This window comes from Luteimonas sp. A482, assembly GCF_054072655.1.
Window position 1 is genome coordinate 124,501 of the sequence record NZ_JBSVRO010000004.1, and the last position, 24,828, is coordinate 149,328.

Sequence of the window (24,828 nt, forward strand, 5' to 3'; positions counted from 1 at the left end):
CATGGATGCCGTCGTGCCCGATGCGGCCGCCGCATCGACGGCTGACCGGCTGAAGATCACCGAGGTCTTCCTGTCACTGCAGGGCGAAGCCCGCGACGCAGGCTGGCCCACCGTGTTCGTGCGCCTGACCGGCTGCCCGCTGCGCTGCGTGTACTGCGACACCGCCTATGCCTTCCACGGCGGCGAGTGGCGCGAGATCGACTCGATCCTGTCCGAGGTGGCCGGCTTCGGCGTGCGCCACGTCTGCGTGACCGGCGGCGAGCCGCTGGCGCAGAAGCGCTGCCTGCCGTTGCTCTCGCGCCTGTGCGACGCCGGTTACGTGGTATCGCTGGAAACCAGCGGCGCGATCGACATCGGAGGGGTCGACCCGCGGGTATCGCGGGTGCTGGACATCAAGACGCCGGCATCGGGCGAGGTGGCGCGCAACCGCTGGGAAAACGTCCCGCTACTCACGCCGCACGACCAGGTGAAGTTCGTCATCTGCAGCCGTGCCGACTACGAGTGGGCGCGCGAGGTGCTGCACGCGCGTGCACTGCATGCCCGCTGCGACGTGCTGTTCTCGCCGAGCAAGTCCGAGCTCTCGCCGACCGACCTGGCCGACTGGATCGTCGCCGACCGCCTGCCGGTGAAATTCCAGATGCAACTGCACAAGCTGCTGTGGAATGACGAACCCGGGCGCTGAAGCGACGTTCGCAGGCGGTTGTCGTGCGGGTGCGCGAGGCGTGCCTGGAAGCGTCGTCACGGACCCGAGCGTTCCCGTGAAAGTTCCAGACACCGGAATGTCATCCCGAGCGCAGCGAGGGATCCCGGCAGTGCCGGGGAATGCAGGTCCCTCACTGCGCTCGGGATGACAACCGCGGCTCGCCAGCACCGCTGACCCAGACTGAATCCACGATCCGAAGTCAGAATCCCATGAAAAAAGCAGTCGTCCTCGTCTCTGGCGGCATGGATTCCGCCGTCGTCCTGGCCATCGCGCGCGAGCAGGGCTTTGCCGTGCACGCCCTGAGCCTGAGCTATGGCCAGCGCCACACCTCCGAGCTCGAGGCCGCCGGCCGCGTGTCCGCGATGCTGGGCGCCGTCGAACACAAGACCGTCAAGGTCGACCTGCGCGCCTTCGGCGGATCCGCCCTGACCGACGACATCGAGGTGCCGGAAGCCGGCGGGCCCGGCATCCCGGTGACCTACGTGCCGGCGCGCAACACCATCATGCTGTCGCTGGCCCTGGGCTGGGCCGAAGTGCTGGGCGCCAGCGATCTGTTCTGTGGCGTCAACGCGGTCGACTATTCCGGTTATCCGGACTGCCGTCCCGAATTCATCGAAGCCTTCGAGCGGCTGGCCAACGTGGCGACGAAGGCCGGGGTCGAGGGTGCCGGGATCCGCGTGCATGCGCCGCTGCTGCACCTGGGCAAGGCGGAGATCGTGCAGGAGGGCGCGCGCCTGGGCGTGGACTTCGGCGCAACCGTCTCCTGCTACCGCGCCGATGATGCCGGCCGCGCCTGCGCGCATTGCGATGCTTGTCGCCTGCGCGCCGAAGGCTTCGAGACTGCGGGCGTTGCCGATCCGACCCGTTACGCGGGCTGATCGCGCCCGCTGGCGTGGGCATGCGCGTGGGCGCAACCCGGGCCGCCCGCATCGCGCCGGTCGCGCCGCAGCGGATCGATGTCCAGCCCGATGCGCAGCGACCGGGCGATGCGTTGTGCGGTCTCGAACACGTGCCGGGCCTGGACCGGGGTGAGTACGTCGCGCGCGGTTGCGTCCCACAGCGCCAGCCAGCGCGCGAAATGCTGATCGCCCACGTCAAGCGGCCGGTGCGCGGCCATGGGGTTGCCGCGGTAACTGCCCGCGCGCAGCAGCACCGAGCACCAGAAACGCACCAGCGTGTCGAGGTGTTCGGACCAGTCGTCCACCGCGGTCTCGAACACCGGACCCAGCAGCCAGTCCGCACGTGCGCGGGCATAGAACGCGTGCACCAGACGCGCGATGGCGGCTTCGTCGGGAACGTGGTCGCCATCGCCGGGCGGCTGGGGCGACGGGGAGCGGGTGCCTGGAGTGAGCATGCGACCAGTATGCCCATGCGCCGCTGCACGGGCCTTGACCCAGGTCAGCCGCGGGTCCGCACGACGCATGACATATAATTCCGTGACTGCAGGGGCCGTTAGCTCAGTCGGTAGAGCATCGGACTTTTAATCCGCTGGTCGATGGTTCGAATCCATCACGGCCCACCAGTCGGGACACGCGGCCAGGGTGCGTCCCTGGCCCGGAACCGGGAGCGATCGCGACGTTGGGCAGAACGAGCATTGCAGTTGTGGAGGACGATCCCGAATACCGGGATGCGATCCTGGCGCCGACGCTGGAGCGCTCGGAATTCGAGGTCACTGCGATGGGCAGTGCGCTGGAACTGTACCGGGCCTTGGCCTCGCGTTCCTTCGACCTGGTGCTGCTTGACGTCGGCCTGCCCGATGACTGCGGCTATGCCATCGCCCGGCACCTGCGCGAGGTGGCGCCAACGATGGGAATCGTGATGTTGACCGGCCACGTTGCGCCGGCCGACCGCGTGCGCGGGCTGGAGGCTGGTGCGGATACATATCTGGGCAAGCCGGTGGGCATGCCCGAACTGGTCGCCGTGCTGCGCAACCTGGCCACCCGGGTCGCTGCCACCAGGACGCTGGGCGACGTGCCGGCAATGCCGGGCAGAGAGGCCAACGACGAGGCGACCGCGGAGGACACCTCCGGCCGCTGGCGGCTGGATGCCGATGGCTGGCGCATTCTGGCGGCGGGCAAGGGGGAAGTGGAACTCAACATGGCCGAACGGCAGGTGCTCCTCGCGCTGGCCGCGGCACCTGGCGTGCCGGTATCGCGCAAGGCGCTGATGGGGCAGCTGACCGTGGACGCGCACGATTTCGACTCGCACAGGCTGGAGACGCTGGTCTACCGGCTGCGCCGCAAATGCCTGCAGCAGGCCGGTGTGGAACTGCCGCTGAGGGCGGTCCGCGGGCTGGGTTACGCGCTGGTCTGGTAACTGGCCTCCACTTCGTCCGCGGGGTCTTCGGCCTCGTCTTCGACCGCGGCGAGCGGCAGCCGGATCGTGATGCAGGTCCCTGTGTCGGGTGTACTGCGAAGGTGCATGTCGCCGGCTGATTCCTGCACCAGGCGTTGCACCAGGAACAGTCCCAGACCGGTCCCCTGTCCCGCAGGCTTGGTGGTGAAGAACGGCTCCAGGACCCTCGCCTGCAGTTCCCCGGGAATGCCCGGCCCGTCGTCGCGCACGAGGATCTCGAGCGAATCCTGCGCCGGCCGTGGCCGCAGTTGCACCTCGAACGTGCCTGCACCTTCGATCGCCTGGGCCGAGTTGCTGGCGAGGTTGAGGAGCATCAGGCCGAACTGCGCCTCGTCGAAGATGATGGGGCAGGGCTGGGGCGGCAGGATGAGCGCGAGCTGGATCCGGCGCCCCAACGTCTGCCGCAACATCGGCTCGAGTTCGGCCATCGCGTCGCGGGCATCGAAACGGACCGCGCGCGTGGCGTCGTAGCGGCTGAAGTTGAGCAACTGGTGGGTGAGAGCGCCGGCGCGACGCGCGGCAAGTTCGATGCCGGTCACCGCCTCGGTCGCGCGCCCCGGGTCTCCGGCATGGCGGGCCTGGTCGACATGGCCCAGGATCAGCGCAAGCAGGTGGTTGAAGTCGTGTGCGAGGCCACTGGCCATGCGCCCGATCGCCTCGACCTTCTGCGCATGCAGCAGTTGCTCCTGGGTGCGCTCGCGGGCCGCGATCTCCGCCTGCAGCTGCAGGTTCGCGAGCGTGAGCTCGCGGCCGCGGCGGGTGGCAGCCTCCAGGCTGTCACGCAGCGCGCTGGTGCTGCGGTCGACCACCACGGCGATCACCAGGAAGATCACAGAGCGGATGGCGGCATCGACCAGCAGGGCGGCGGCTGGGTTGCCTGCCTGCGTCGCCTCGGTCCATGCGCCCAGGAACATGGCCAGCGCGAGGACCAGGTACATCGCCCACAGTGCGCGGCGGCCGATCGCCATCCCGGCCACGAACATCCACATCACCTGGATCGGCTGCTCGTACACCTGGGCGCTGAGGCCGCCGGCGGCGTAGGTGAACAGCATGCTCGCGGCGACCACGGCCAGCAGTTGGCGGATCGCCCACTGGAACCGGCCCAGCCGCACGAGGTAGAGGCTCGACAGCGCGACTGCGACGATCACCAGGCTCGCCGCCAGGCTCGCGCTTTCGCCTGGCCGCCACGGAATGTCGGTGCCGAAGATGCGGTACAGCCAGGCCAGGACCGGCGTCGTTCCCAGCACGATCAACACGATCTGCAGCATCGGCGCGTTGCGCCGGTCGACTGGATCCTCGATCGGCGGGCGGCGGAACCAGGCCTCGAGCTGCCTCATCCAACGCATTCGTACTGGCACACTGGCTCCATCGACTTTGGTCCGGCCGCCAGCAGACCAGTTGCACGCGGGCTTGTACAGCCGCCGGCCCGGGGACGGCCGCTCGTCTTCGGCTCAGGCCGCCTCGCTCTCCGCCACCGTATCCAGCACCTCGTCGCCATAGCGCTCGATCTTGCCGGCGCCGATGCCGCCGATCAGGGCCAGGTCGCCCGGCGTGTGCGGCCGCAGGCGCGCGATCTCGCGCAGGGTGGCGTCGTGGAAGATCACGTAGGGCGGCACGCCCTGTTCGCGCGCCAGCCGGGTGCGCAGCGCGCGCAGCGCTTCAAACAGTGGCTGGTCCTGGGCCGCAACTTCGACCGCCCGGCGGGCCGCGCGCGACTCGCTGCGCCCGCGCTTTCGCAGCGAGTCCTTGCGCAGCAGCACGGGCTGCTCGCCGCGCAGCACCGCGCGGCTGGCCTCGGCCAGGCGCAGGCCGCCGTGGCCTTCGGCATCGACCTCGAGCAGTCCCAGCGCGACCAGCTGGCGGAACACGCCGCGCCAGGCGCGTGCGTCGATATCGCCGCCGATGCCGTAGACGGGCAGGCGGTCGTGGCCGAACTGGTGGATGCGCTCGGTGTCGCCGCCGCGCAGCACGTCGATCAGGTGCGCGGCGCCGAAGCGCTGGCCGGTGCGGTAGACGCAGCTCAGTGCCTTGCGCGCGGCCTCGGTCCCGTCCCAGGACTCGGGCGGCGCGATGCAGTTGTCGCAGTTGCCGCAGGCCTGCGGCAGCGTCTCGCCGAAATTGTCCAGCAGCACCTGGCGGCGGCAGCGCATGGTTTCGCAGTAGCCCACCAGCGAGTCGAGCTTGCGGTGCTCCAGTCGTTTGCGCTCCGGGCCGGACTCGGACTGCTCGATCATCTGCCGCAGCAGCACCAGGTCGCCCAGGCCGTAACACATCCATGCCTCTGCGGGCTCGCCATCGCGGCCGGCGCGGCCGGTTTCCTGATAGTAGCCTTCGATCGACTTGGGCAGGTCGGTGTGGGCCACGAAGCGTACGTCCGGCTTGTCGATGCCCATGCCGAAGGCGATGGTCGCGACCACCACCACGCCCTCGCCGCGCAGGAAGCGGCGCTGGTTGGCGGAGCGCCGCGCCGAATCCATGCCGGCGTGGTAGGGCACCGCGTCGATGCCGTTGCCGGCGAGGAACTCGGCGGTCTCCTCGACCTTGCGCCGCGACAGGCAGTAGACGATGCCGGCCGCGCCGCGGTGGGGCTCGAGGAAATCCAGCAGCTGGCGCTTCGCGTTCTCCTTTTGCACCACGGTGTAGCGGATGTTGGGTCGGTCGAAGGAGCTGACAAAGCGGCGCGCGTCCTGCAACTGCAGGCGCTCGGCGATCTCGCGCTGGGTGGGCGGGTCGGCGGTGGCGGTCAGGGCGATGCGCGGCACGCCGGGCCAGCGCTCGTGCAGGATCGTCAGCTCGCGATATTCGGGGCGGAAATCGTGGCCCCACTGCGACACACAGTGCGCCTCGTCGATGGCGAACAGGGCCAACGTGGCGCGCTCGAGCAGGGACAGGAACCGCGGCGTGAGCAGGCGCTCGGGGGCGACGTAGAGCAGGTCGAGCTCGCCGGCCAGCAGCTGCCGTTCGACCGCCTGCGCGGCGGCGGCATCCAGGCTGGAATTGAGGAAGGCGGCGCGCACGCCAAGCTGGCGCAGCGCGTCCACCTGGTCCTGCATCAGCGCGATCAGCGGCGAGACCACGATCGCCACGCCATCGCGCAGCAGCGCCGGCAGCTGGTAACACAGTGATTTGCCGCCGCCGGTGGGCATCAGCACCAGGGCGTCGTTGCCTTCGGCGACATGGCGGACGATTTCGCCCTGCTCGCCGCGGAACTCGCGGTGGCCGAAGATCTTTTCAAGCAGGTGGTGCGCGTTCGAACTCATGCGCACAGGATAGCCAGCCCGGGACGGCATGGCTTGTAGGAAAAGCGGCCGACCCGTGATACGACGACGGCGCGTTGCCGCGCCGTCGCCAGGGTGCTGCGCCCTGCGGGCGCGATGGGCCGGATACCTACTGCAGCAGCGAGCGCAGCATCCAGGCGTACTTCTCGTGGGTCTGCAGGCGCTGCACCAGCAGGTCCTCGGTCGGCGCGTCGTCGGCGTCATCGGCGACGTCGAGCGCCTTGCGTGCGCTGCGGCAGACCGCCTCGTTGCCGACGACCAGCTGGCGCACCATCTCGCGCCAGTCCGGTGCCTCGGTGGCGCCCGGCTCTTCCCTGATCGAGGAAAGCTTGATGAATTCGGCGTACGAACCCGGCGCGTTGTAGCCGAGCGCGCGGATCCGCTCCGCGATGTCGTCCAGCGCGTTCCACTGTTCGGTGTACTGGGCTTCGAACATGTTGTGCAGGGCGTTGAACATCGGCCCGGTCACGTTCCAGTGGAAGTTGTGGGTCTTCAGGTACAGGGTGTAGGCGTCGGCCAGGAAGCGCGCCAGCTCGGTGGCGATGGCCTGGCGGTCCTCGGTGGAAATGCCGATGTCGATCGCGGGGCCGCTGCTGCCCGCCGCGGGCGAGGCGGACGGTACGAGGGTCGCTGCACGGCCGCCGGACTTGCCGTTGTCCGCCGCCGCCGCTTCTAAGGGCTTGGCGGGGCTGGATGATTTTTCGGACTTCCCGGGCTTGCCGGTCTTCCCGCCCTTGGCGGACTTGGACTTGGTCGACGTGCTCTTGGACATGGTGGAACTCCGGTCAGGTGGTTTTGGCGACAATACGGCCATGCACAACGAATATGCGAACGGTTGCCGCGCTTGCAAGGGTGCCGATGGAGTCTAGGCGCGGACCCGCGACGGCGGCGTTAACGCAGGCGCGGCGCGCGGTTGACGGCGCGCTGTCGCGCGACCGTGGCCGCCTGCTGGGGCTGTGGTCGCGCTGGAACGCGAAGCCCGCCCATGCCGATGCGGAGGCGGCGTTCGCCACGGCGCTGCAGGCATCGGTTGCGGCGCGCGAGGCACGCGCAGCGCGGCTGCCGGCTGCGCCGGTGGCCGAGGGCCTGCCGATCGCGACCCAGGCCGAGCGGATCGTCGAGCTGGTGCGCGCCCATCAGGTGGTGGTGGTCGCCGGCGAGACCGGCTCGGGCAAGACCACCCAGCTGCCCAAGCTGTGCCTGCAGGCCGGGCGCGGCGCCGCCGGCATGATTGGCTGCACCCAGCCGCGGCGCATCGCCGCGCGCGCGGTGGCCCGGCGTGTGGCCGAGGAGCTGCAGGTGCCGATGGGCGGCCTGGTCGGCTACCAGGTCCGCTTCAACGACAACATTTCCGAGGACACCGTGGTCAAGTTCATGACCGACGGCATCCTGTTGGCCGAGATCGCGTCCGACCGCTGGCTCTCGCGCTACGACACGATCATCATCGACGAGGCGCACGAGCGCAGCCTCAACATCGACTTCCTGCTGGGCTATCTCAAGCAGTTGCTGCGCAAGCGCCGCGACCTCAAGCTGATCGTGACCTCGGCCACGATCGACACCGAGCGCTTCTCGCAACATTTCGACGATGCGCCGGTGGTGGACGTGGAGGGACGCGGCTATCCGGTGGAGCTGCGCTGGCGGCCGCTGGACGGGCCTTCGGGGCCGGAATCACTTCCGCCCCAGGCGAACATCGACACGAAGAAGCGCGCCGGGGAAAGTGACTCCGACCCCATCTCCGTGCTCGACGGCATTGTTGCCGCCTGCGACGAAATCATGCGCGAGCGCGGCACCGGCGACACCCTGGTGTTCCTGCCTGGCGAGCGTGAGATCCGCGACGCGCACCAGGCGCTGGAGCGGCGCAAGTACCGCCATACCGAAGTTGTGCCGTTGTACGCGCGGCTGTCGGCGCGCGACCAGGACCGCGTGTTCAACCCCGGCCCGCAGCGGCGCATCGTGCTGGCGACCAATGTCGCCGAGACCTCGCTGACCGTGCCGCGCATCCATTACGTGGTCGACCCGGGCCTGGCGCGGATCAAGCGCTACAGCCCGCGGCAGAAGCTCGACCGCCTGCACATCGAGCCCGTGTCGCAGGCCAGCGCCGACCAGCGCAAGGGCCGATGCGGACGCATCGCGCCGGGCACCTGCATCCGGCTGTACGCCGAGGCCGATTTCCTGTCGCGGCCGCAGTACACCGATCCGGAGATCCGCCGCGCGGCGCTGGCCGGCGTGATCCTGCGCATGCTGTCGCTGGGCCTGGGCGACATCGATGCTTTTCCCTTCGTCGAGCCGCCCGATCCGCGTGCGGTGGCCGATGGCTGGCAGCAGCTGGCCGAACTTGGCGCCGTCGACGGCGAGCGCAGGCTCACCGACATCGGCCGGCAGATGGCCCGCCTGCCGGTGGACGTGAAGCTGGCACGCATGCTGATCGCAGCAAAGCACCACGGCTGCCTGCACGAGATGCTGGCGATCGCATCGTTCCTGGGCAACCAGGATCCGCGCGAACGCCCCGCCGACCAGCGCGCCGCGGCCGACAATGCGCATGCGCTGTTCGCGGATCCCAAAAGCGAGTTCGTCGGCATCCTGAAGCTGTGGGAGGCTTATCGAGAAGCGCACGAGGAGCTGACCCAGTCGCAGCTGCGCAAGTGGTGCGAGAAGCATTTCCTGGGCTTCCTGCGCATGCGCGAATGGCGCGAGCTGCATCGCCAGCTCAAGCTGCAGACCGGGGAGCTGTGGGCGGAGGAGGCGGCAGCGCCGTCGGGCCGCCGGCGGGGCAGGGCTGCGCGTGCCGACGAAAAGCCGGGGTCAGAGTCGACTTCCCCCGGAGATCCAGTCGATGGCGCCGCAAACGGAGGAAAAGTCGACTCTGGCCCCGGGTTTTCCGCGCCGGGCGAAGTTGCCAGGCGCTACGCGCTGCTCCATCGCGCGCTGATCGCAGGCCTGCCCACCCAGATCGGGCATCTGGGCGAACGCACGGTCTACGAAGGCCCGCGCGGACGCCGCTTCCAGCTGTTTCCGGGCTCGGTGCTTGCGCGCAAGCCGCCGCCGTGGGTGCTTTCGGCAACCCTGCTCGACACCGAAAAGGTCTGGGCGATCACCAATGCCGCGATCGAGCCGGACTGGGTGATCGCCGAGCTGCCGCACCTGCTGGCGCGTCGCCACCATGATCCGCGCTGGTCGCGCGCGCAGGGGCGGGTGCTGGGCAGCGAGCAGGTCAGCCTGTTCGGCCTGGTGCTGGCACCGAAGAAGCCGGTCGACTATGGACGCCTGTACCCGGCCGAGGCGCGCGAACTGTTCCTGCGCGACGCGCTGGTCACGGGCGAGATCAACCTGCGCAGTCCCTTCATCGGGCGCAACCTGAAGGCCCTGGAGGCCGCGCACGAGGAGGAGGCCAAGCAGCGCCGCGCCGGGCTGGTGGTCGACGAGGACTGGATGCACCAGTGGTATGCCGACCGGATCCCGGCGGAGATCGTCGATACGCGCTCGCTCGATGCCTGGTACGGCAAGCAGCCGGCCGAGCGCAAGCGCGCGCTGGAGTGGTCGCGCGACGACCTGCTGATGGGCGAGGGCGCCGACGCGGTGCGCTTTCCCGCATTCCTGGCGTTGGGCGAAGCGAGGCTGGCGGTGCGCTACCGCTTCGAACCCGGCGCGCCGGACGACGGCATGACGGTGTCGGTGCCGCTGCACCTGCTCAATGCGCTGGATCCGGTGCGCCTGTCGTGGCTCGCACCGGGCTTCGTCGCCGACAGGGCCGCGGCCCTGATCCGCGGCCTGCCCAAGGCGCTGCGCCGCAACTTCGTGCCGGTGCCGGACTTCGCCCGCGCGTTCGCGCAGGCGCACGGGTCGGACGAGGCCGATGCGTTCACCGGCACGCTGGCGCGTTTCTTGGCGCGCATGACCGGCGTGCAGCTGCTGGGCAGCGATTTCGACGAGGCCGCACTGGAGCCGCACCTGCGCGCGAACCTGCGGCTGGTGGACGCACGCGGCCGTGGCGGCGGCGTGGTACTGGCCGAATCGCGCGACCTGGACGAGTTGCGCGAACGCTTCGGCGCGCGTGCGGCCGATGCGTTTTCCGCGCACGCGGCCGAAGGACTCGCGCGCACCGGGCTGCGCGAGTTCCCCGAGTCGCCGATTCCCGTCTCGGTGCCCGGGGCAGGCGGCGTGCCGGCCTGGCCGGCGCTCGAGGACGCGGGCGACAGCGTGACGCTGGCCGTGCACGCCGATCCGGCGCGCGCGAAACGCCTGCACGCGGGCGGCGTTCGCCGGCTGCTCGTCATCGCCCTGCAGGATCGGGTGAAGCAGGCACGCAAGCAGCTGCCCGTGCCTCCGAAAACGGCGTTGCTGTATGCCGCGATCGAGTCCGCCGGCGACCTTCGTCGAGATGCACGCGGCGGCGACCGCCTGCGCGAGGACCTGGTCGACGGGGCGCTGGCCGCGCTGCTGGCAGAGGGTCTGGGCGAGATCCGCGATCCGGCCGCGTTCGCCGCGCGCCGCGACGCCGCCGGCCGTGCCCTGTTTGGCGAGGCAGGTGAGCGGTTGCGCCAGGCCGAAGCGATCCTGGCGCTGGTGGCGGAAGTGCGCGCCCGGCTGGAATCGAAGCTCATCGGCTGGGCGCGCGCCAACCTCGACGACATGCAGGCGCAGCTGTCCGCGCTCGCGCATCCGGGCTTCCTGCGTGACGCGCCGGCCGCCGCGCTGGAGTCGTATCCGCGCTACCTCAAGGCGCTGTCGGTCCGCGCCGAACGCGCCCAGCGCGATCCGCTGCGCGACCAGCAGCGCATGCTCGACCTCAAACCGCTGGTCGACGCGCTGGACGAAGCCGGGTCGGCCAGCCGTGGCAGCGCCGAAGCGCGTGCCGCCCTGCGCTGGGAGCTGGAGGAAGTGCGCGTGGCCACCTACGCGCAGGAACTGGCGGCCCGCGGCGGCACGACCGCGAAAAAGCTGGCGGCGCGGATCGCGGCGCTGGACTGAGCCGGCCGCGAAGCGGCGGGGCAACACACGTCGTCATTTCGATTGCGGCGCTGCAGCCCGTTGTCATTGCGACCGCGGGGGCGCTACAGCTCCCGTCATTCCCGCCGCGAAACCTCTTGTCATTTCGACCGCAGGGAGAAATCTCGACCTCGCGCCGTCGCGGGATTTCCCCCTCAAACTTAAAAAAGATGCTGGCTTGGCGTGACTGTCCAGGCGCCCGCGACCTATTCGATCCGCTGCACCTTCGCCTGCGTGTTGTAGCCGTCGATCCGCAGCCACCACACGCCCATCACGCCCGGCTTGATGCGCACCTTGGGGTTGGTCTTGCGCACGCCCGACAGCGTGGCCGAATCGGTCTGTTCCCAAACCTGACCGTTGTCGAGCGTGTAGCGCCTGCCGCTGCCGAAGCCTGCGAACTCGCCGGCGATGCTGGCCTCGATCGGCTCCTGCGAGCCGAAGTGGAAGAAGCCGCGGTTCTCCGTCACGACCTCCTTGCGGCCTTCCTCGCGCGCCTGTTCGACGGCGGCCGCCACCGCGGCAGAGGTCTGCTGCTCGACGCGGCGGTCGAGCCAGGCGTTGAGCCGGGCCAGTTCCTCCGCGCTGAGCTTGTCCAGGCCGGCGGCCTTGAACTCGGTGCTGCTCATCGCCTGCTCCAGCGGCGGCGCCTGCTGGGCAGCGGCCAAGGTGGGCAGGGCGAGCAGCGTGGCCAGCAGCAGGGCGCGGATCGGTCGCATGGCTGTTCCTCGTGGCGGGAGGCAGATAGTGTAGACGTCCCCACATGGACGATGCGGCGCCCCTCGTGACCTCCGGCCTCAAGACCTGGCTTGCCGCGCCCGCGGCGGCGGCAATCGCGCCGGCGCTGCGCGAAGCGCTGTGCGCGGCGGACGACGGGTTGGACGAGGTCCCGGCTTCGGACGCCGTGCTGCGCGACACGCTTGCATCGCTCGCCCTGCTGGGCGCGGATGGTGATTCGACCGCTGCGGCGATCCTGTTTGAACTGCCGCAGCTGGCGGCGCGGGTGGAGGCGGCGCTGCCCGCGCGGCACGCGCCGGTTGCCGCCCTGCTGGACGGCCAGCGCGCAGCCAACCAGGTCTGGACCCTGCATGCCGAAGCGCCGGGGCGCGGCAACACCGAAGGCCTGCGCCGGCTGCTGCTGGCGATCGTGCGCGACCTGCGCGTGGTGCCGATCCTGCTGGCGCGCCAGCTCGCGCGCATGCGTCATGCCGAAGCGTTGCCGGAAGATGACCGGCAGGCGCTGGCCCGGCTCACCCGCGACATCCTCGCGCCGCTGGCCAACCGCCTGGGCATCTGGCAGCTCAAGTGGGAGCTGGAGGACCTCGCGTTCCGCCACCTGGAGCCGGACACCTATCGCCGCATCGCCGCCCTGCTCGACGACAAGCGCGAAGGCCGCGAGCGCTATATCGCCCAGGTGGCCGCCGAACTCGACCAGGCCCTGCGGGCCCAGGGTGTCGCCGCCGACATCGCCGGCCGTGCCAAGCACATCTACAGCATCTGGAAGAAGATGCGGAAGAAGGACGTGCCGATCGGCGAGCTCTACGACCTGCGCGCGGTGCGCGTGCTGGTCGACGACATCCCCGCCTGCTATGCGGCGCTGGGGGTGGTGCACGCGCTGTGGGCGCCGGTGCCGGGCGAATTCGACGACTACATCGCGCGGCCCAAGCACAACGACTACCGCTCGCTGCATACCGCGGTGGTCGGCCCCGAGGGCAAGACGCTTGAAGTGCAGATCCGCACCCGCGAGATGCACGAACAGGCCGAACTCGGCGTGGCCGCCCACTGGCGCTACAAGGAGACCGGCGGTTCGCAGCGGTCGGCCGCCGGCAATGCCGCGCTGGAGCGCAAGATCGAGTGGATGCGGCGTCTGCTCGAATCGCATGCCGAGGGCGAGGAGGGTGCCGGGCTGGCGCGCGGCTTCGATACCGAGCTGGTCGAGGACCGCATCTACGTGCTCACCCCGGCCGGCGAGGTGATCGACCTGCCCAGCGGCGCCACGCCGCTCGACTTCGCCTACCACGTGCACACCATGGTCGGGCACCGCTGCCGCGGCGCCAAGGTCGACGGCCGCATCGTGCCGCTCGATCACCGGCTGCACAGCGGCGACCGGGTCGAGATCATGACCGCGAAGGAGCCCGAGCCGCGCCGCGACTGGCTGGTCGCCGCCAACGGATTCCTCGCCAGCCCGCGCGCGCGGGAGAAGGTGCGCACCTGGTTCCACCGGCTCGACCGCGAGCGCAACCTGCAGGCCGGCCGCGAGATGCTGGACCGCGAGTTGCGGCGCATGGGCCTGTTGCATGCCGACCTGCAGCCGGTGCTGGCGAAGTTCAACGTGGCCGCGGTCGACGAGCTGCTGGTGCTGGTGGCGCTGGGCGACGTCGGCCCGCACCAGGTCGGTCGCGCGCTGCAGGACCACGAGCGCGCGCAGTCGCGCAGCGATGGCGAGTCCGAACCCGAGCAGCCGCAGCCGCGCAGGCGCGTGCCCAAGGCGGCGACCTCGGGCTTCACCGTGGTCGGCGTGGGCAACCTGCTGGTGCAGGTGGCGCGCTGCTGCCATCCGCTGCCCGGCGACGCGATCGCCGGCTACCTGACCCGCGCGCGCGGCCTGACCGTGCACCGCGCCGACTGCGCCGCATTCCTGCGCCTGGCGTCCACGCAGCCGCAGCGCGTGCTGCCGGTCGAATGGGGTCGGCAGGGGGGGGTGCACGAATCGACCGCGCTGGTGGATGCGGTCGACCGCAGGTACCTGCTGAAGGACGTCAGCAACGTGATCGCGCAGGAGGACGCGCACGTGGTCTCGATCCGAAGCGAGGCCGGGCGCCATGGCCGCGTGCGCCTGCGACTGCGCCTGCGCGTGGACGGCTACGAGCAGCTGTCGCGCGTGCTGGCGAAACTCGATGGCCTGCCGGGCGTGGAGCAGGCGCGCCGCGAGTAGGGTGGCCGGGTCACGCACGCGTTCAGTCGCAGTGCGTACTCTGGCGGCGTGCGCAGGAAACACATCTCCGGGGAAACAGACGCTGGCGGACGTCGCGAGCCGGTCGTGGGCGACCTGCGCGGCCTGCGCCTGGACCCGTCAGCGCACGGCCATCGTCGGGCGCCTGTCGCAGGCCACGGCGCACGACGCTGGTGGATTGCCGGCGCCGCGGCAGCTGCGGCCCTGCTGCTGATGCTGACCCTGGCGCACGGTCCTCTGGGCGACCGCCTCTGGCCCCAGGCGCGCGTGCACGAGCTTGCTGTGCAGGGCGCGCAGGCGCTGGCGCGCGGCCACCTGAGCGACGCCGACGGCAGCGGAGCGCGCGAACTCTACGAAGCGGCGCTGGCGATGGACCCCGACCGCATCGAGCCGCGCGCCGGCCTGGCGCGGGTTGCCGCGGCGGCGCTGGCGCAGGCGCGGGAAGACTTGGCCGCGGACCGGATCGCACCGGCCCACGCGCATCTGCGGCTGGCGCGCGAACTGTCCGTCCCGCGCGTGCAGGCCGACCTCCTGGCCGCGCAGCTGCGCGAACGCGAGGCCGCGCTGGCGGGCATCGACGGACTGCTCGTGCGCGCCGCGGCAGCGCATGCCGAGGGTCGCCTGCAGGGCGACGACGGCGCCGCCCTGCCGCTGTATGCGCGCGTGCTGCAGCTGCGGCCCTCCGACCCGCAGGCCCTGCGCGGGCGTGACGACGCGCTTGGCGCGTTGCTTGACCAGGCACGCGACGACCTGCGCAGCGGCGAATTCACCGCCGCCGCAGCCGCCATCGCGACGGCGCGCCGCTACGACGCGGGGCACGTCGACCTCCCGGACACCGAAGCACGCTTGACGGAGGAACTCGACGCACTGCGCCGCCGTGCCGACACCGACCTGCAGCGTGGCCGCATCGACGCGGCCGTCGCTGCCTGGCGGCGGCTGCAGGCGCTGGCGCCGGATGATCCCGCTGCCAGCGAAGGTCTCAGCCACGCGGCCGAGGCCTACGCCGCGACGGCGCGGCGGTTGGCGGCGGACTTCCGTTTCGCCGAGGCCCGGCGCGAACTGGACAAGGCCCGCGCGCTGGCCGCCGACGCGCCGGGCCTCGCCGTGGCGCAGGCCGCGCTGGAACGCGCCCAGCGCAGCCACGTCCGGCTGCAGGCCTCTGCTCCCGCCGCCGAGCGGGCGCGCCTGCTTCCGCAACTGCTGCGCCAGGCCGCCGAGGCCCAGGCCCGCGGCGACCTGCTGACGCCGCCGGGCGAGAGCGCCTACGACCGCCTGCGCGCGGCGCAGGCCCTGGCTCCGCGCGATGCGGAGGTGCGGCGGGCGATCGCGCGCCTGCTGCCTTCCGCGCGCGCATGCTTCGAGCGGTCGCTCAGCGCCAACAGCCTGGGCGACGCCAGGCGATGCCTGGAGGCGCGCGACGCACTCGGCGAGGAGCCGCGCGAGCTTGCCGCGGCGCAGCGCCGGCTGGCGCTGCGCTGGCTGGCGATCGGGGATGAACGTCTTGGCGCGGGCCAGGTCGACGCCGCGTCCGCGGCGTTGGCGTCGGCACGTGCGATCGATCCGCACGCCCCCGGCCTTGACGAGTTCCAGCAGCGCCTGCGAGTGGCCTCACGCGAGTGAGGAGCCGCTCCGTCGTGCTGCCTTGCCCCGGGCGACGACACCCTGCAGCAGCGTCGCCAGCTCCACGGCAAGCGCCTGCCAGCTGTGCCCCCGAACCTGTGCAGTGTCCAGCGACAGCCCTTCATCCAGGCGCCCCTGCATCTTCGCTTCGCACAGATGCAGCAGGCGCCCGCAGATGGCCGCCTCATCGTTCGGGCAAGTCCAGCCGCGACGCAGCGCGGTGATCCGCTCCGCCACCAGGTCCGGTTGGTCGGCCAGGTGCAGGACCGGCCGCCCGGCGCCCAGGTATTCGTAGAACTTGCCGGGGATCTGCGCCGGATCGTCGTTGGCGATGTTGACCAGCACGTCGGCCTGGCGCTGCAGCGCCAGCGCCTGTCGATGCGGCAGGAACCCGAGCAGGCGCAGCTGTTCGGGTGCGGCCCGGGCGGCGGCAAGGATGCTTTCGGGCACCGTCACCGCGGCGATGCTGAGCCGGATCCGCGGATCGCAGCGCAGCGCCGCGAGCAGGACGTCGATCCGCCGGAACGCGTACAGGCTGCCGGTGTAGAGCAGCTCGAGCCGGTCAGGCTCGAACAACCCTGCACCGATGTCCATCGGCGCAGGCGAAAGGTCGAAGCCCTGTGTCACCACGCTCATCGGAGTGGCGTTGCCGTGCCGCCGGCGCATCTGCTCCAGCGCCCTGGGGTTGGTGACGATGACGTGCGCGGCGTTCCGGAACACGGCGCGCTCCAGGCGCTGCGAACGCGCCCGCCAGCGCCGCGGCGTGTAGGGCGCGAACACCGGGTCGCCGAGGTCGGCGACCCACGGAATTCCCGCGCGGTGCACCGCCAGCCCGAGTTCCAGCGTGGTGGCCGGCTCGTGCGAGCTGATCACCAGGTCGGGCTGCAGCTCCGCGAGCAGGCGGCGCAGCGCGCGGCGGCCGTGGCGTCGCCACTCGCCGCGGATGTCCGGGAAATGAAGCACGCCGGCCAGCGCCTGCACAGTCTCGGACACGCGCTGCTTCCAGTTGCGCGGTGGCCGCAGTGCGGTGATCGGCGCGGCGGACGGCTCTGTCCGGGCCGGCGCTGGCGCCGTCTTGCGCGGGTTGCGTTGGCGGTAATCGCGGTGCAGAGCGAGGGCGCCGCGCAACGGTCCGGGGAAGGTGCGGTGGACATGGACGCTGTCGGGCAGCTCCGGCAAGCCCGGCGTCTCACCGCCCAGGTCGACGGTCAACACGTGCACTTCGTGGCCCAGCAGCGCCAGCTCGCGCACCAGATAGGTCCAGCGCAACGACTGCGGCGACGGGCTGGGCGGGAATTCGTAGGCGATCAGCAGCAGGCGCATCAGCGCAGCATCTCGAGGGTGTCGGCGACGGCAAGCCGCGCGGTGTCGAAAGAGAAGTGGCGGTGGACGTTGCGCAAGCCGTTGCCGGCCAGGTGTTCCCACAAGCCACGGTCGCGGCAGGCGTCGACCACGGCAGCGGCAAGGCCCGCCGCATCGTCGGCAAGCAGCACGTCGCGGCCGTGTTCGAGGAAGGTGCCCTCCGCCGCGCTGGCGGTCGCCACCACCGGCAGGCCGTGCGCCATGTACATGTTGACCTTGCCCTTGACCCCGGCGCCGTAGCGCAGCGGCGCGAGCCCGACCAGGCATGTGTCCAGCAGCGGCGCGAGGTCGGGCACATGGTCGTGGACGATCACGCCGGCCCCGGCACTCCGTGCCGCCGCCAGTCCGGCCAGGCCATCGCCCACCAGGTGCAGCGTGATCCCGGGAAGCTGTGCCCGGATGCGCGGGAAGATGTCGTCGACCAGCCATTGAACCGCATCGACGTTGGGCGGATGGCGGGCGCCGCCCACGAACAGCAGCCCGCTGCGCGTTGCACGGCCATGCGGCTGGTCGAGCGGCTCGAGGATGTTCGGCAGCAGCGCCACGCGCGCGGCGGGCAGGGCCTCGCGCAGGATTGCGGCCTCGACCGGGCTCACCACCCAGGCCATGTCCGCGGCCTGGATTGCGGCCAGCTCGCGCACGCGGGTGGTCTGTGCCAGCCGCTTCAGCCGCCGGTCACCGCGCAGTCCGGCTTCGCGCTGCTCGCGCAGGTGGTGCAGGTCGACCGTGTCCAGCACCACGCGCAGCCCGGGCGCGACGTGGCGCGCCAGCGGAACCAGGAATTCGGCGAGATGGTAGCGGCTGATCACCAGCACGTCGTAGTCCGGGAGATGGCGCGCGAACCACTGCCGGAGCGATGCGCGGCCAGGCCCGGCGTGCACGGCCACGCCAAGGGCGCGCAGTGCGGTGGTGTAGCCGCCAGCGTCGGCGCCGTCATCGGGCAGGAAGTCGACCGCGTGCCCGTCGGCGCGCAGCAGCCGCATCAGGTTCCAGCTTCGCAGCGAACCGGAATCGCGGTCCGGGCGTGGCGTGGTCACGTCGACCAGCAGCCAGCGGCGTGGCATCCCCTGCTGCTGCCGCGATGGCAGCGCGCCGGGTAGTGCCGATGGCGGGTCCGCGGCCGGCGCGGCAACGCGGCGGTCGAACACACGGGCCAGCAGGCCGCTCCATCCGCGCACCGCCAAGGCGATCCGCATCCGGTGCAGGCGCGACCGCAGGCGGCGCAGGTGGTACGACACGGGGAGACGCACGTTGCGGGATCCGCTTTCCTGGCAGCCTGAACGAACGGTCACGTCGCGCGGCGGTCCGCTGCGGGCGCTACGCTAGACTCGAAAGACACTATTCTCGCATCCCCGGCCGCCCGCAGGGGCAGGCACGAGGAGCCCATGGCCCGTATCGAATACGACGAAGACGAACAAGGCGACGCACGCCCGCCAGCAGGCGATTGGCGCCGCCGGCTGGTCACCTGGATGCTGGCCGCGATCGGCCTGGGAATCGGCTTCCTGGTCCCGTACACGTTCTATCTCAACCACCAGATCAGCGAGCGCTTCGGCGAGTTGCGCTGGCAGGTGCCTACGCGCGTGTATGCGCGGCCGCTGCGGTTGGCGCCGGGCCTGGCGATGGACGCGCAGACGCTCAAGACCGAGCTCGATGCGGCGTCCTATCGGGAAGGCGATGGCGTGCGCGCGGGGACCTATGTGCGCGATGGCGGCCGCTGGACGATTGCCAGCCGCGGCTTTCGCGACGTCGTCGGCGAGGTCGGCCCGAGCCGCATCGAGGCGACGGTCTCGGGCGGGCGCGTGGGTGCGCTGAAGGACGTGGCCGGCAAGCGCGCGATCAAGTCGGCGCGGCTGGACGCGGCGCGCATCGCGACCCTCTACGGCCAGAAGCAGGAGGAGCGGCGGCTGGTGCGGGTCGAGGACGTGCCCGGGCTGCTCACCGACACCCTGCAGGCGGTCGAGGACCGCGATTTCGCCCACCACATCGGCATCGACTTCAGCGGCATGGCGCGCGCGGCCTGGGTCAACCTGCGCTCGGGCCAGAAGCGCCAGGGCGCGAGCACCTTGACCCAGCAGCTGGCGCGCAGCGGCCTGCTCGGCATCGGCCGCGAGCAGACCTGGAGCCGCAAGTTCAACGAGATCCTGTACGCGCTGCTGATGGAGGCGCGCTACGACAAGGGCACGATCCTGGAGGCCTACCTCAACCAGGTCTACCTCGGCCAGCGCGGCGCGCAGGCGATCCACGGTATGGCCGCGGGCGCCGAGTTCTGGTTCGGCCGCCGGCTGGAAGACCTGGAGACCGAGCAGATCGCGTTGCTGGTGGGCATGGTGCGCGGACCGTCGCACTACGATCCGCGGCGCAATCCAGAGCGGGCGAAGGAGCGCCGCGACTTCGTGCTGGCCAACATGCTCGAGACCGGGCTGATCGACCAGCAGGCGCACGACCGCGCCGTGGCCGCGCCGCTGGGCATCACCAGCTCGCCCGGCAGCGTCGCGGCCAACCGCTTCCCCGCCTACGTCGACCTGGTGCGCCGGCAACTGGCGCGCGACTACCCGGCCGATGCGCTGCAGGGCGCGGGCCTGAGCGTGATGACCGGCATGTCGCCTTCGGCGCAGGCGTATGCCGAGGCTTCGGTGACGCGCACGCTCAAGGCCCTGCAGACGGGCAAGCGCCCGCCGCTCGAGGCCGGGCTAGTCCTCACCGACGTGCACGATGGCGAGGTGGTGGCGGTGGTCGGCAGCGGCACGCCGACCGTGCACGGCTTCAACCGTGCGATCGAGGCGCGGCGCCCGGTGGGTTCGCTGCTCAAGCCCTTCGTCTACCTGCTGGCGCTGGCCAGCCCGCGCAACTGGTCGCTGGCGACCTGGGTGGACGATTCGCCGGTCACCGTCACCCTCGACAACGGCAAACGCTGGACGCCGGGCAACTCCGACGGGCGCAGCCACGGCACGGTGCGCACGATCGACGCGCTGGCGCGCTCCTACAACCAGGCCACCGTGCGTATCGGCATGCAGGTCGATCCGCGCCGACTGGCCGATCTGCTGGCGACGCTGGCCGGGATCCAGGCCGACCCCAACCCGGCGCTGATCCTGGGCTCGGTCGACCAGAGCCCGTACGCGATGGCGCAGCTCTACCAGTTCCTGGCCTCGGGTGGCGAGATCCAGCCGCTGCACGCGGTGCGCGGCGTGCTCGATCCCGAAGGCAACGTGGTCAAGCGCTACGACAAGGACCCCGCACCGGCCACCGAGGGCGACGCCATCGCCGCGCGCCTGGTGACCCTGGCGCTGCAGCACGCGGTGAGTTCGGGCACGGGCCGCCAGCTGGTCAACGACGGCCTCGGCAGGCTCAACGCCGCCGGTAAGACGGGTACCAGCAACGACGGCCGCGACAGCTGGTTCGCTGGCTGGACCGGCGATCACCTCGCCGTGGCCTGGGTGGGCAACGACCAGAACGAACAGACTGGCCTGTACGGCGCCACCGGTGCGATGCGGATCTGGTCGGGCCTGTTCAAGCACCTGCCAAGCGCCGCGCTGCGCGTGGGCGGCGAAGGACTGGACTGGCAGTGGGTGCTGCAGTCCAATGCCACCGATGCCGAATGCCCCGGCGCGCGCCGCTTCGCCTTCGTGTCCGGATTCGCCCCGCCGTTCGAACCCTGCGCTTCGTTCATGCCAACCGACCCGTTTGCCGATCCAGCGCAGGAAGGCGAGGACGGTCAGTCTGAGCGACGCGGCTGGCGTGAGTGGTTCGGGATTGGCCGCCGCGAGCCGCAGCCCGAGCCCGCGCCGCAGGCGCAGGCGCCGCCTGCGCCTGCGCAGCCGGCCCCGCCACAGCCGATTCCCCCGCCCAGCGAGTAGCACGCATGAAACCCATCCACGCCCTCGCGGCGCTTGCCGCCGTCCTGGTCGCCGGCTGCGCGAGCACGCCGCCCGAGCCTGGCCCGGTGTCCCTGACCGCGGCCACGCCCGAGGAGATGGTGGCCGCCATCGATGCCGCCGCCGGCAGCGGCGAGGGTGAGCTGGCGGTGCAGCCGCTGCGCGATGCGACGGTCGAGGACTTGCGCGAGCAGGCGCAGCGCGCGCGCGCGCAGGGCCGCTACGACGAGGCCGCGGCCGAGCTCGACCGTGCGCTGGCCATCATCGCCGACGATCCGGCCCTGCTGCAGGAGCGCGCCGAAGCCGCGCTGTTGCAGCGCGATTTCGAACGCGCCGGCCAGCTCGCCGAACGCGCCTTCGCCTTGGGCGCGCAGGTCGGGCCGCTGTGCCGGCGCCACTGGGCCACGATCGGGCAGGTGCGGCTGGTGGACGGCGATGCGGAAGGCGCCGCCTCGGCCCGCGCCCAGGTCGAGGGCTGCAGGGTCGAGGGGCCGAATCGTTTCTGAGATGTCCGCGACGCAGAGCACCACCCCGGCGAGCGCGCTGGCCAGGCGCAGTGTCGCGGCCTTGGCCGAAGGTGGGCTGCTGGCCGAGCGCATCCCGGCGTTTGTCGTGCGCGATGCGCAGCAGCGCCTGGCCGCAGTCGTGGCCGGCGCGCTCGACCAGCGCGGCACCCTGCTGGCCGAGGCCGGCACAGGCACTGGCAAGACCTTCGCCTACCTGGTGCCGCTGTTGCTGTCGGGGCAGAAGGCGATCGTGTCCACCGGCACGCGCGCGCTGCAGGACCAGCTTTATCACCGCGACCTGCCGCGCGTGCGCGATGCGCTCGGCACCGGCCTGAAGACCGCGCTGCTCAAGGGCCGCGCCAACTACCTGTGCCACTACCGGCTGGAGCACGCGAAGGGCGAACCACGCTTCAGCACCCGCGAACAGATCGGCCAGTTCCAGCGCATCGTGGCCTGGAGCGGGCGCACGCGGATGGGCGACCTGGCCGAACTCGAGGCGCTGCCCGAGGACTCGCCGCTGCTGCCGATGGTCACCTCGACCGCCGACAACTGCCTGGGCAGCGAATGCCCGATGTGGAACGAATGCTTCGTGGTGCAGGCGCGCCAGCGCGCGCAGTCGGCCGACCTGGTGGTGGTCAACCACCACCTGCTGCTGGCCGACCTGGCGCTCAAGCAGGAAGGATTCGGCGAGATCCTGCCAGGCGCGCAGGCCTTCGTCGTGGACGAGGCGCACCAGCTGCCGGAGCTGGCCGCGCAGTTCTTTGGCGAAAGCCTGTCGGCGCGACCGCTGGTGGAACTGGCGCGTGATGCATTGGGCGAGTGCAAGGACCAGCCCGGCGCGCTCGCCGTGCTGCAGCAGCCGGTGCGCGAACTCGAACACGCCACGCGTGCGCTGCGCGCCACGATGGAAGGCCTGCCCAACCGCGGCATCCGCGATCGAGCGCTGCACTGGCCCGCGTTCGATAGCGGCCTGGAGGCGGTGTCCGCCGCCGTTTCGACGCTGCGCGATGCGCTTGCGCCGCTGCGCGAATCCTCGCCCGGTTTCGACGCCTGCCATGCGCGCGCGCAGGAAAACGCCTCAAGGCTGGCGCGCTGGGTGGGAAAACCGGGGTCAGAGTCGGCTTTTCCTCCTGATTCGGCGGCAACTGCCGGCATTGAGGGAAAAGTCGATTCTGACCCCGGTTCTTCCGACGACGTGCGCTGGTACGAACTCTCGCCGCGCGGCTTCCGCCTGCAGCGCACGCCGCTGGACGTGTCCGGCCCGCTGCGCACGCATCGCGAGCAGTCGCACGCGGCCTGGGTGTTCACTTCGGCCACGCTGGCGGTCGACGGCAACTTCGGCCACCTGGCCACGCGACTGGGCCTGGACGATCCCGAGACCCTGCTCGTGCCCAGCCCCTTCAATTGGCCGCAGCAGGCGCTGTGCTACCTGCCCACGCGCATGCCGCAGCCGGCCGATCGCGACTACACCTGGGCGGTGATCGAGGCCATCCGCCCCGTGCTGCAGGCCTCGGGCGGCCGCGCTTTCGTCCTGTTCGCCTCGCACCGCGCGCTGCGCGAAGCGGCCGAACTGCTGCGCGAGGAGGGCGAGTGGCCGCTGTTCGTGCAGGGCGATGCGCCGCGCCACGTGCTGCTGCAGCGCTTCCGCGAGTCCGGCAACGGCGTGCTGCTGGGCGCGGCCAGCTTCCGCGAGGGCGTGGACGTGGCCGGCGAGGCGCTGAGCGTGGTGGTGATCGACAAGCTGCCGTTCGCCGCGCCGGACGACCCCGTGTTCGAGGCCCGGCTGCAGGCGATCCGCCGCGCCGGCGGCAACCCGTTCCGGGATGAGCAGCTGCCGCAGGCGGTGATCGCGCTCAAGCAGGGCGTCGGCCGCCTGATCCGCACCGAGAGCGATCGCGGCGTGCTGGTGCTGTGCGATCCGCGGCTGACGCAGAAGTCCTACGGCGAAACCTTCCTCGATTCGCTGCCGCCGTTCGCCACGACCCGCAGCGTCGACGACGTGCAGGGCTTCTTCGCACCCGCCGCGGTGCCGGCCAAGGGTACGCCCTAGCTGTTTCGCGACCGTCGCATCGCGCAGGCTTGGCGCAGTTTCCCCGTTGACGTCCGGAGCGCCGCATGAGCCCGACCATAGGCCCGGTATCCACCCAGCTCGACCTGCCGCCGCCCAACGCCTGCCCGGCCGGCCTCCCGCCCGCCGGCAGCGCGCGCGAAAACGCGCAATGGTGGGGCGATCTTTCGGCGCAGGAGCAGGCCAACTACCTGTCCACTCATGGCGCGCTGGTCGGCAACCTCGACGGACTGCCCTCCGAGGTGCGGCACGAAGCCAACCTCGCCGCGCTGCGCCAGGACGCCGCCGGCGGCACGGACCGCCAGGCTTCGCAGGCGCTGCTCGACCGGGTCGAGACCTCGCAGTCCGGCCCGGCCAGCGACCGCCTGCTGCTGCTGGGCTTCCAGCCGGCCGCCGACGGCGCCGACGCGCAGGCGATCGTGGCGATCAGCAATCCCGACACCGCCGACAACGTGGCGATCTTCGTGCCCGGCACCAGCTCCGACGTGGCCGGCATCGGCGGCAACCTAGACCGCATGGCCGACCTGCAGGCGCAGGCCGAGATCATCCCGGGCTCCGGCGAAACCTCCACCATCGTCTGGCTCGGCTACGACGCGCCCGATTCGATCTTTCCCGACGCGCTCGGCGCCGGCTACGCGAAGGACGGCGCGGGCGACCTGCGCGATTTCAGCTTCGGCCTGCGCGAATCCCACCAGGGCCCCGATGCGCGGGTCACCATGATCGGCCATTCCTACGGCTCGACCGTCGTCGGTACCGCCGATGCGCTGGCGGGCGAGGGCCTGGCGGTCGACGACATCATCGCCATGGGCAGCCCCGGCATGGGCTACGAGGCCTCCGAGCGGCAGGGCTGGTTCGACGGCCCGCTGGTCGACGACGTCAGCGACATGCACATCGATTCGGACCATTTCTGGGCCGGCGCAGCCAGCGACGACGTGGTCACCTACACCGAAGTGCACGGCAACAGCCCGGTCGACTGGAGCTTTGGCGGCCAGCGCATCACCACCGAGGGCGCGTCCGGCCACAGCGACTACTGGAACACCGGCACCGAGTCGCTGCGCAACCAGGCCTACATCCTGACCGGCAACTACGACCAGGTGGATACGGTCGGTCGGCGGGTCGGCTGATCAC

The 24,828-nt window shown here is 71.1% G+C and carries 17 protein-coding genes and 1 tRNA gene; 11 read left to right on the forward strand and 7 right to left on the reverse strand.

The window, feature by feature from the left end:
• Position 1: 1 nt before the first annotated feature.
• Together queE and queC are read left to right on the forward strand one after the other, a co-directional pair.
• Positions 2–682, forward strand: coding sequence for a 7-carboxy-7-deazaguanine synthase QueE (queE, locus tag ACW5DW_RS13035; RefSeq protein ID WP_457019415.1), 681 nt, complete (start codon positions 2–4; stop codon positions 680–682).
• A gap of 230 nt (positions 683–912) precedes the next feature.
• A complete protein-coding gene (queC, locus tag ACW5DW_RS13040; protein ID WP_457019417.1) occupies positions 913–1,581 on the forward strand; it encodes a 7-cyano-7-deazaguanine synthase QueC in 669 nt (222 codons plus the stop codon).
• On the opposite strand, the gene ACW5DW_RS13045 is transcribed toward queC, so the two are convergent.
• Entirely contained in the window at positions 1,569–2,057 is a 489-nt protein-coding gene (locus ACW5DW_RS13045) for a group III truncated hemoglobin (protein WP_457019419.1), read from the reverse strand. The genes queC and ACW5DW_RS13045 overlap by 13 nt on opposite strands.
• 92 nt (positions 2,058–2,149) lie before the next feature.
• Here ACW5DW_RS13045 and ACW5DW_RS13050 point away from each other — a divergent pair.
• Together ACW5DW_RS13050 and ACW5DW_RS13055 are read left to right on the forward strand one after the other, a co-directional pair.
• Positions 2,150–2,225, forward strand: a tRNA-Lys gene (locus ACW5DW_RS13050).
• 80 nt (positions 2,226–2,305) lie between these two features.
• Positions 2,306–3,019, forward strand: a complete 714-nt coding sequence (locus ACW5DW_RS13055; protein WP_457019420.1) for a response regulator transcription factor — start codon at positions 2,306–2,308, stop codon at positions 3,017–3,019.
• Here ACW5DW_RS13055 and ACW5DW_RS13060 read toward each other — a convergent pair.
• From ACW5DW_RS13060 to ACW5DW_RS13070, 3 genes are all read right to left on the reverse strand, one after another.
• On the reverse strand, positions 3,001–4,395 hold the full coding sequence (locus ACW5DW_RS13060; protein ID WP_457019422.1) for a sensor histidine kinase: 1,395 nt from the start codon (positions 4,393–4,395) through the stop codon (positions 3,001–3,003). The two genes, ACW5DW_RS13055 and ACW5DW_RS13060, sit on opposite strands and share 19 nt — an antisense overlap.
• 114 nt (positions 4,396–4,509) lie before the next feature.
• Positions 4,510–6,318, reverse strand: a complete 1,809-nt coding sequence (gene recQ / locus ACW5DW_RS13065; RefSeq protein ID WP_457019423.1) for a DNA helicase RecQ — start codon at positions 6,316–6,318, stop codon at positions 4,510–4,512.
• A gap of 127 nt (positions 6,319–6,445) precedes the next feature.
• Positions 6,446–7,108, reverse strand: coding sequence for a Dps family protein (locus ACW5DW_RS13070; protein ID WP_457019425.1), 663 nt, complete (start codon positions 7,106–7,108; stop codon positions 6,446–6,448).
• An 86-nt stretch (positions 7,109–7,194) separates the two neighbouring features.
• Here ACW5DW_RS13070 and hrpA point away from each other — a divergent pair, with 86 nt between their 5' ends.
• Positions 7,195–11,304 carry an ATP-dependent RNA helicase HrpA gene (hrpA, locus tag ACW5DW_RS13075; protein WP_457019426.1) on the forward strand — a complete coding sequence of 1,370 codons (4,110 nt, stop codon included), beginning with the start codon at positions 7,195–7,197 and terminating at the stop codon, positions 11,302–11,304.
• Between the two features lie 224 nt (positions 11,305–11,528).
• Here hrpA and ACW5DW_RS13080 read toward each other — a convergent pair whose 3' ends face one another.
• Positions 11,529–12,038: a hypothetical protein gene (locus ACW5DW_RS13080; protein WP_457019428.1), complete on the reverse strand. Its 510-nt coding sequence runs from the start codon at positions 12,036–12,038 to the stop codon at positions 11,529–11,531.
• A gap of 44 nt (positions 12,039–12,082) precedes the next feature.
• On the opposite strand from ACW5DW_RS13080, the gene ACW5DW_RS13085 reads away from it, so the two are divergent.
• On the forward strand, positions 12,083–14,254 hold the full coding sequence (locus ACW5DW_RS13085) for a RelA/SpoT family protein (RefSeq protein ID WP_457019430.1): 2,172 nt from the start codon (positions 12,083–12,085) through the stop codon (positions 14,252–14,254).
• Positions 14,255–14,302: 48 nt separating this feature from the next.
• Positions 14,303–15,892: a hypothetical protein gene (locus tag ACW5DW_RS13090; protein WP_457019431.1), complete on the forward strand. Its 1,590-nt coding sequence runs from the start codon at positions 14,303–14,305 to the stop codon at positions 15,890–15,892.
• On the opposite strand, the gene ACW5DW_RS13095 is transcribed toward ACW5DW_RS13090, so the two are convergent.
• Together ACW5DW_RS13095 and ACW5DW_RS13100 are read right to left on the reverse strand one after the other, a co-directional pair.
• A complete protein-coding gene (locus ACW5DW_RS13095; protein ID WP_457019432.1) occupies positions 15,881–17,215 on the reverse strand; it encodes a glycosyltransferase in 1,335 nt (444 codons plus the stop codon). The two genes, ACW5DW_RS13090 and ACW5DW_RS13095, sit on opposite strands and share 12 nt — an antisense overlap.
• A complete protein-coding gene (locus tag ACW5DW_RS13100) occupies positions 17,215–18,504 on the reverse strand; it encodes a glycosyltransferase (protein WP_457019434.1) in 1,290 nt (429 codons plus the stop codon). The genes ACW5DW_RS13095 and ACW5DW_RS13100 overlap by 1 nt, the downstream gene beginning before the upstream one ends.
• 135 nt (positions 18,505–18,639) lie before the next feature.
• On the opposite strand from ACW5DW_RS13100, the gene mrcB reads away from it, so the two are divergent.
• The 4 genes from mrcB to ACW5DW_RS13120 all read left to right on the forward strand — a co-directional run bounded on the left by mrcB (position 18,640) and on the right by ACW5DW_RS13120 (position 24,824).
• Positions 18,640–21,108: a penicillin-binding protein 1B gene (gene mrcB / locus ACW5DW_RS13105; protein ID WP_457019435.1), complete on the forward strand. Its 2,469-nt coding sequence runs from the start codon at positions 18,640–18,642 to the stop codon at positions 21,106–21,108.
• A gap of 5 nt (positions 21,109–21,113) precedes the next feature.
• Positions 21,114–21,632, forward strand: a complete 519-nt coding sequence (locus tag ACW5DW_RS13110; RefSeq protein WP_457019436.1) for a hypothetical protein — start codon at positions 21,114–21,116, stop codon at positions 21,630–21,632.
• Between the two features lies 1 nt (position 21,633).
• The gene (locus tag ACW5DW_RS13115; RefSeq protein ID WP_457019438.1) at positions 21,634–23,682 is read left to right on the forward strand and encodes an ATP-dependent DNA helicase; all 2,049 of its coding nucleotides are present in this window, start codon (positions 21,634–21,636) and stop codon (positions 23,680–23,682) included.
• A 65-nt stretch (positions 23,683–23,747) separates the two neighbouring features.
• On the forward strand, positions 23,748–24,824 hold the full coding sequence (locus ACW5DW_RS13120; RefSeq protein WP_457019439.1) for an alpha/beta hydrolase: 1,077 nt from the start codon (positions 23,748–23,750) through the stop codon (positions 24,822–24,824).
• The last annotated feature ends 4 nt before the right edge of the window (positions 24,825–24,828 follow it).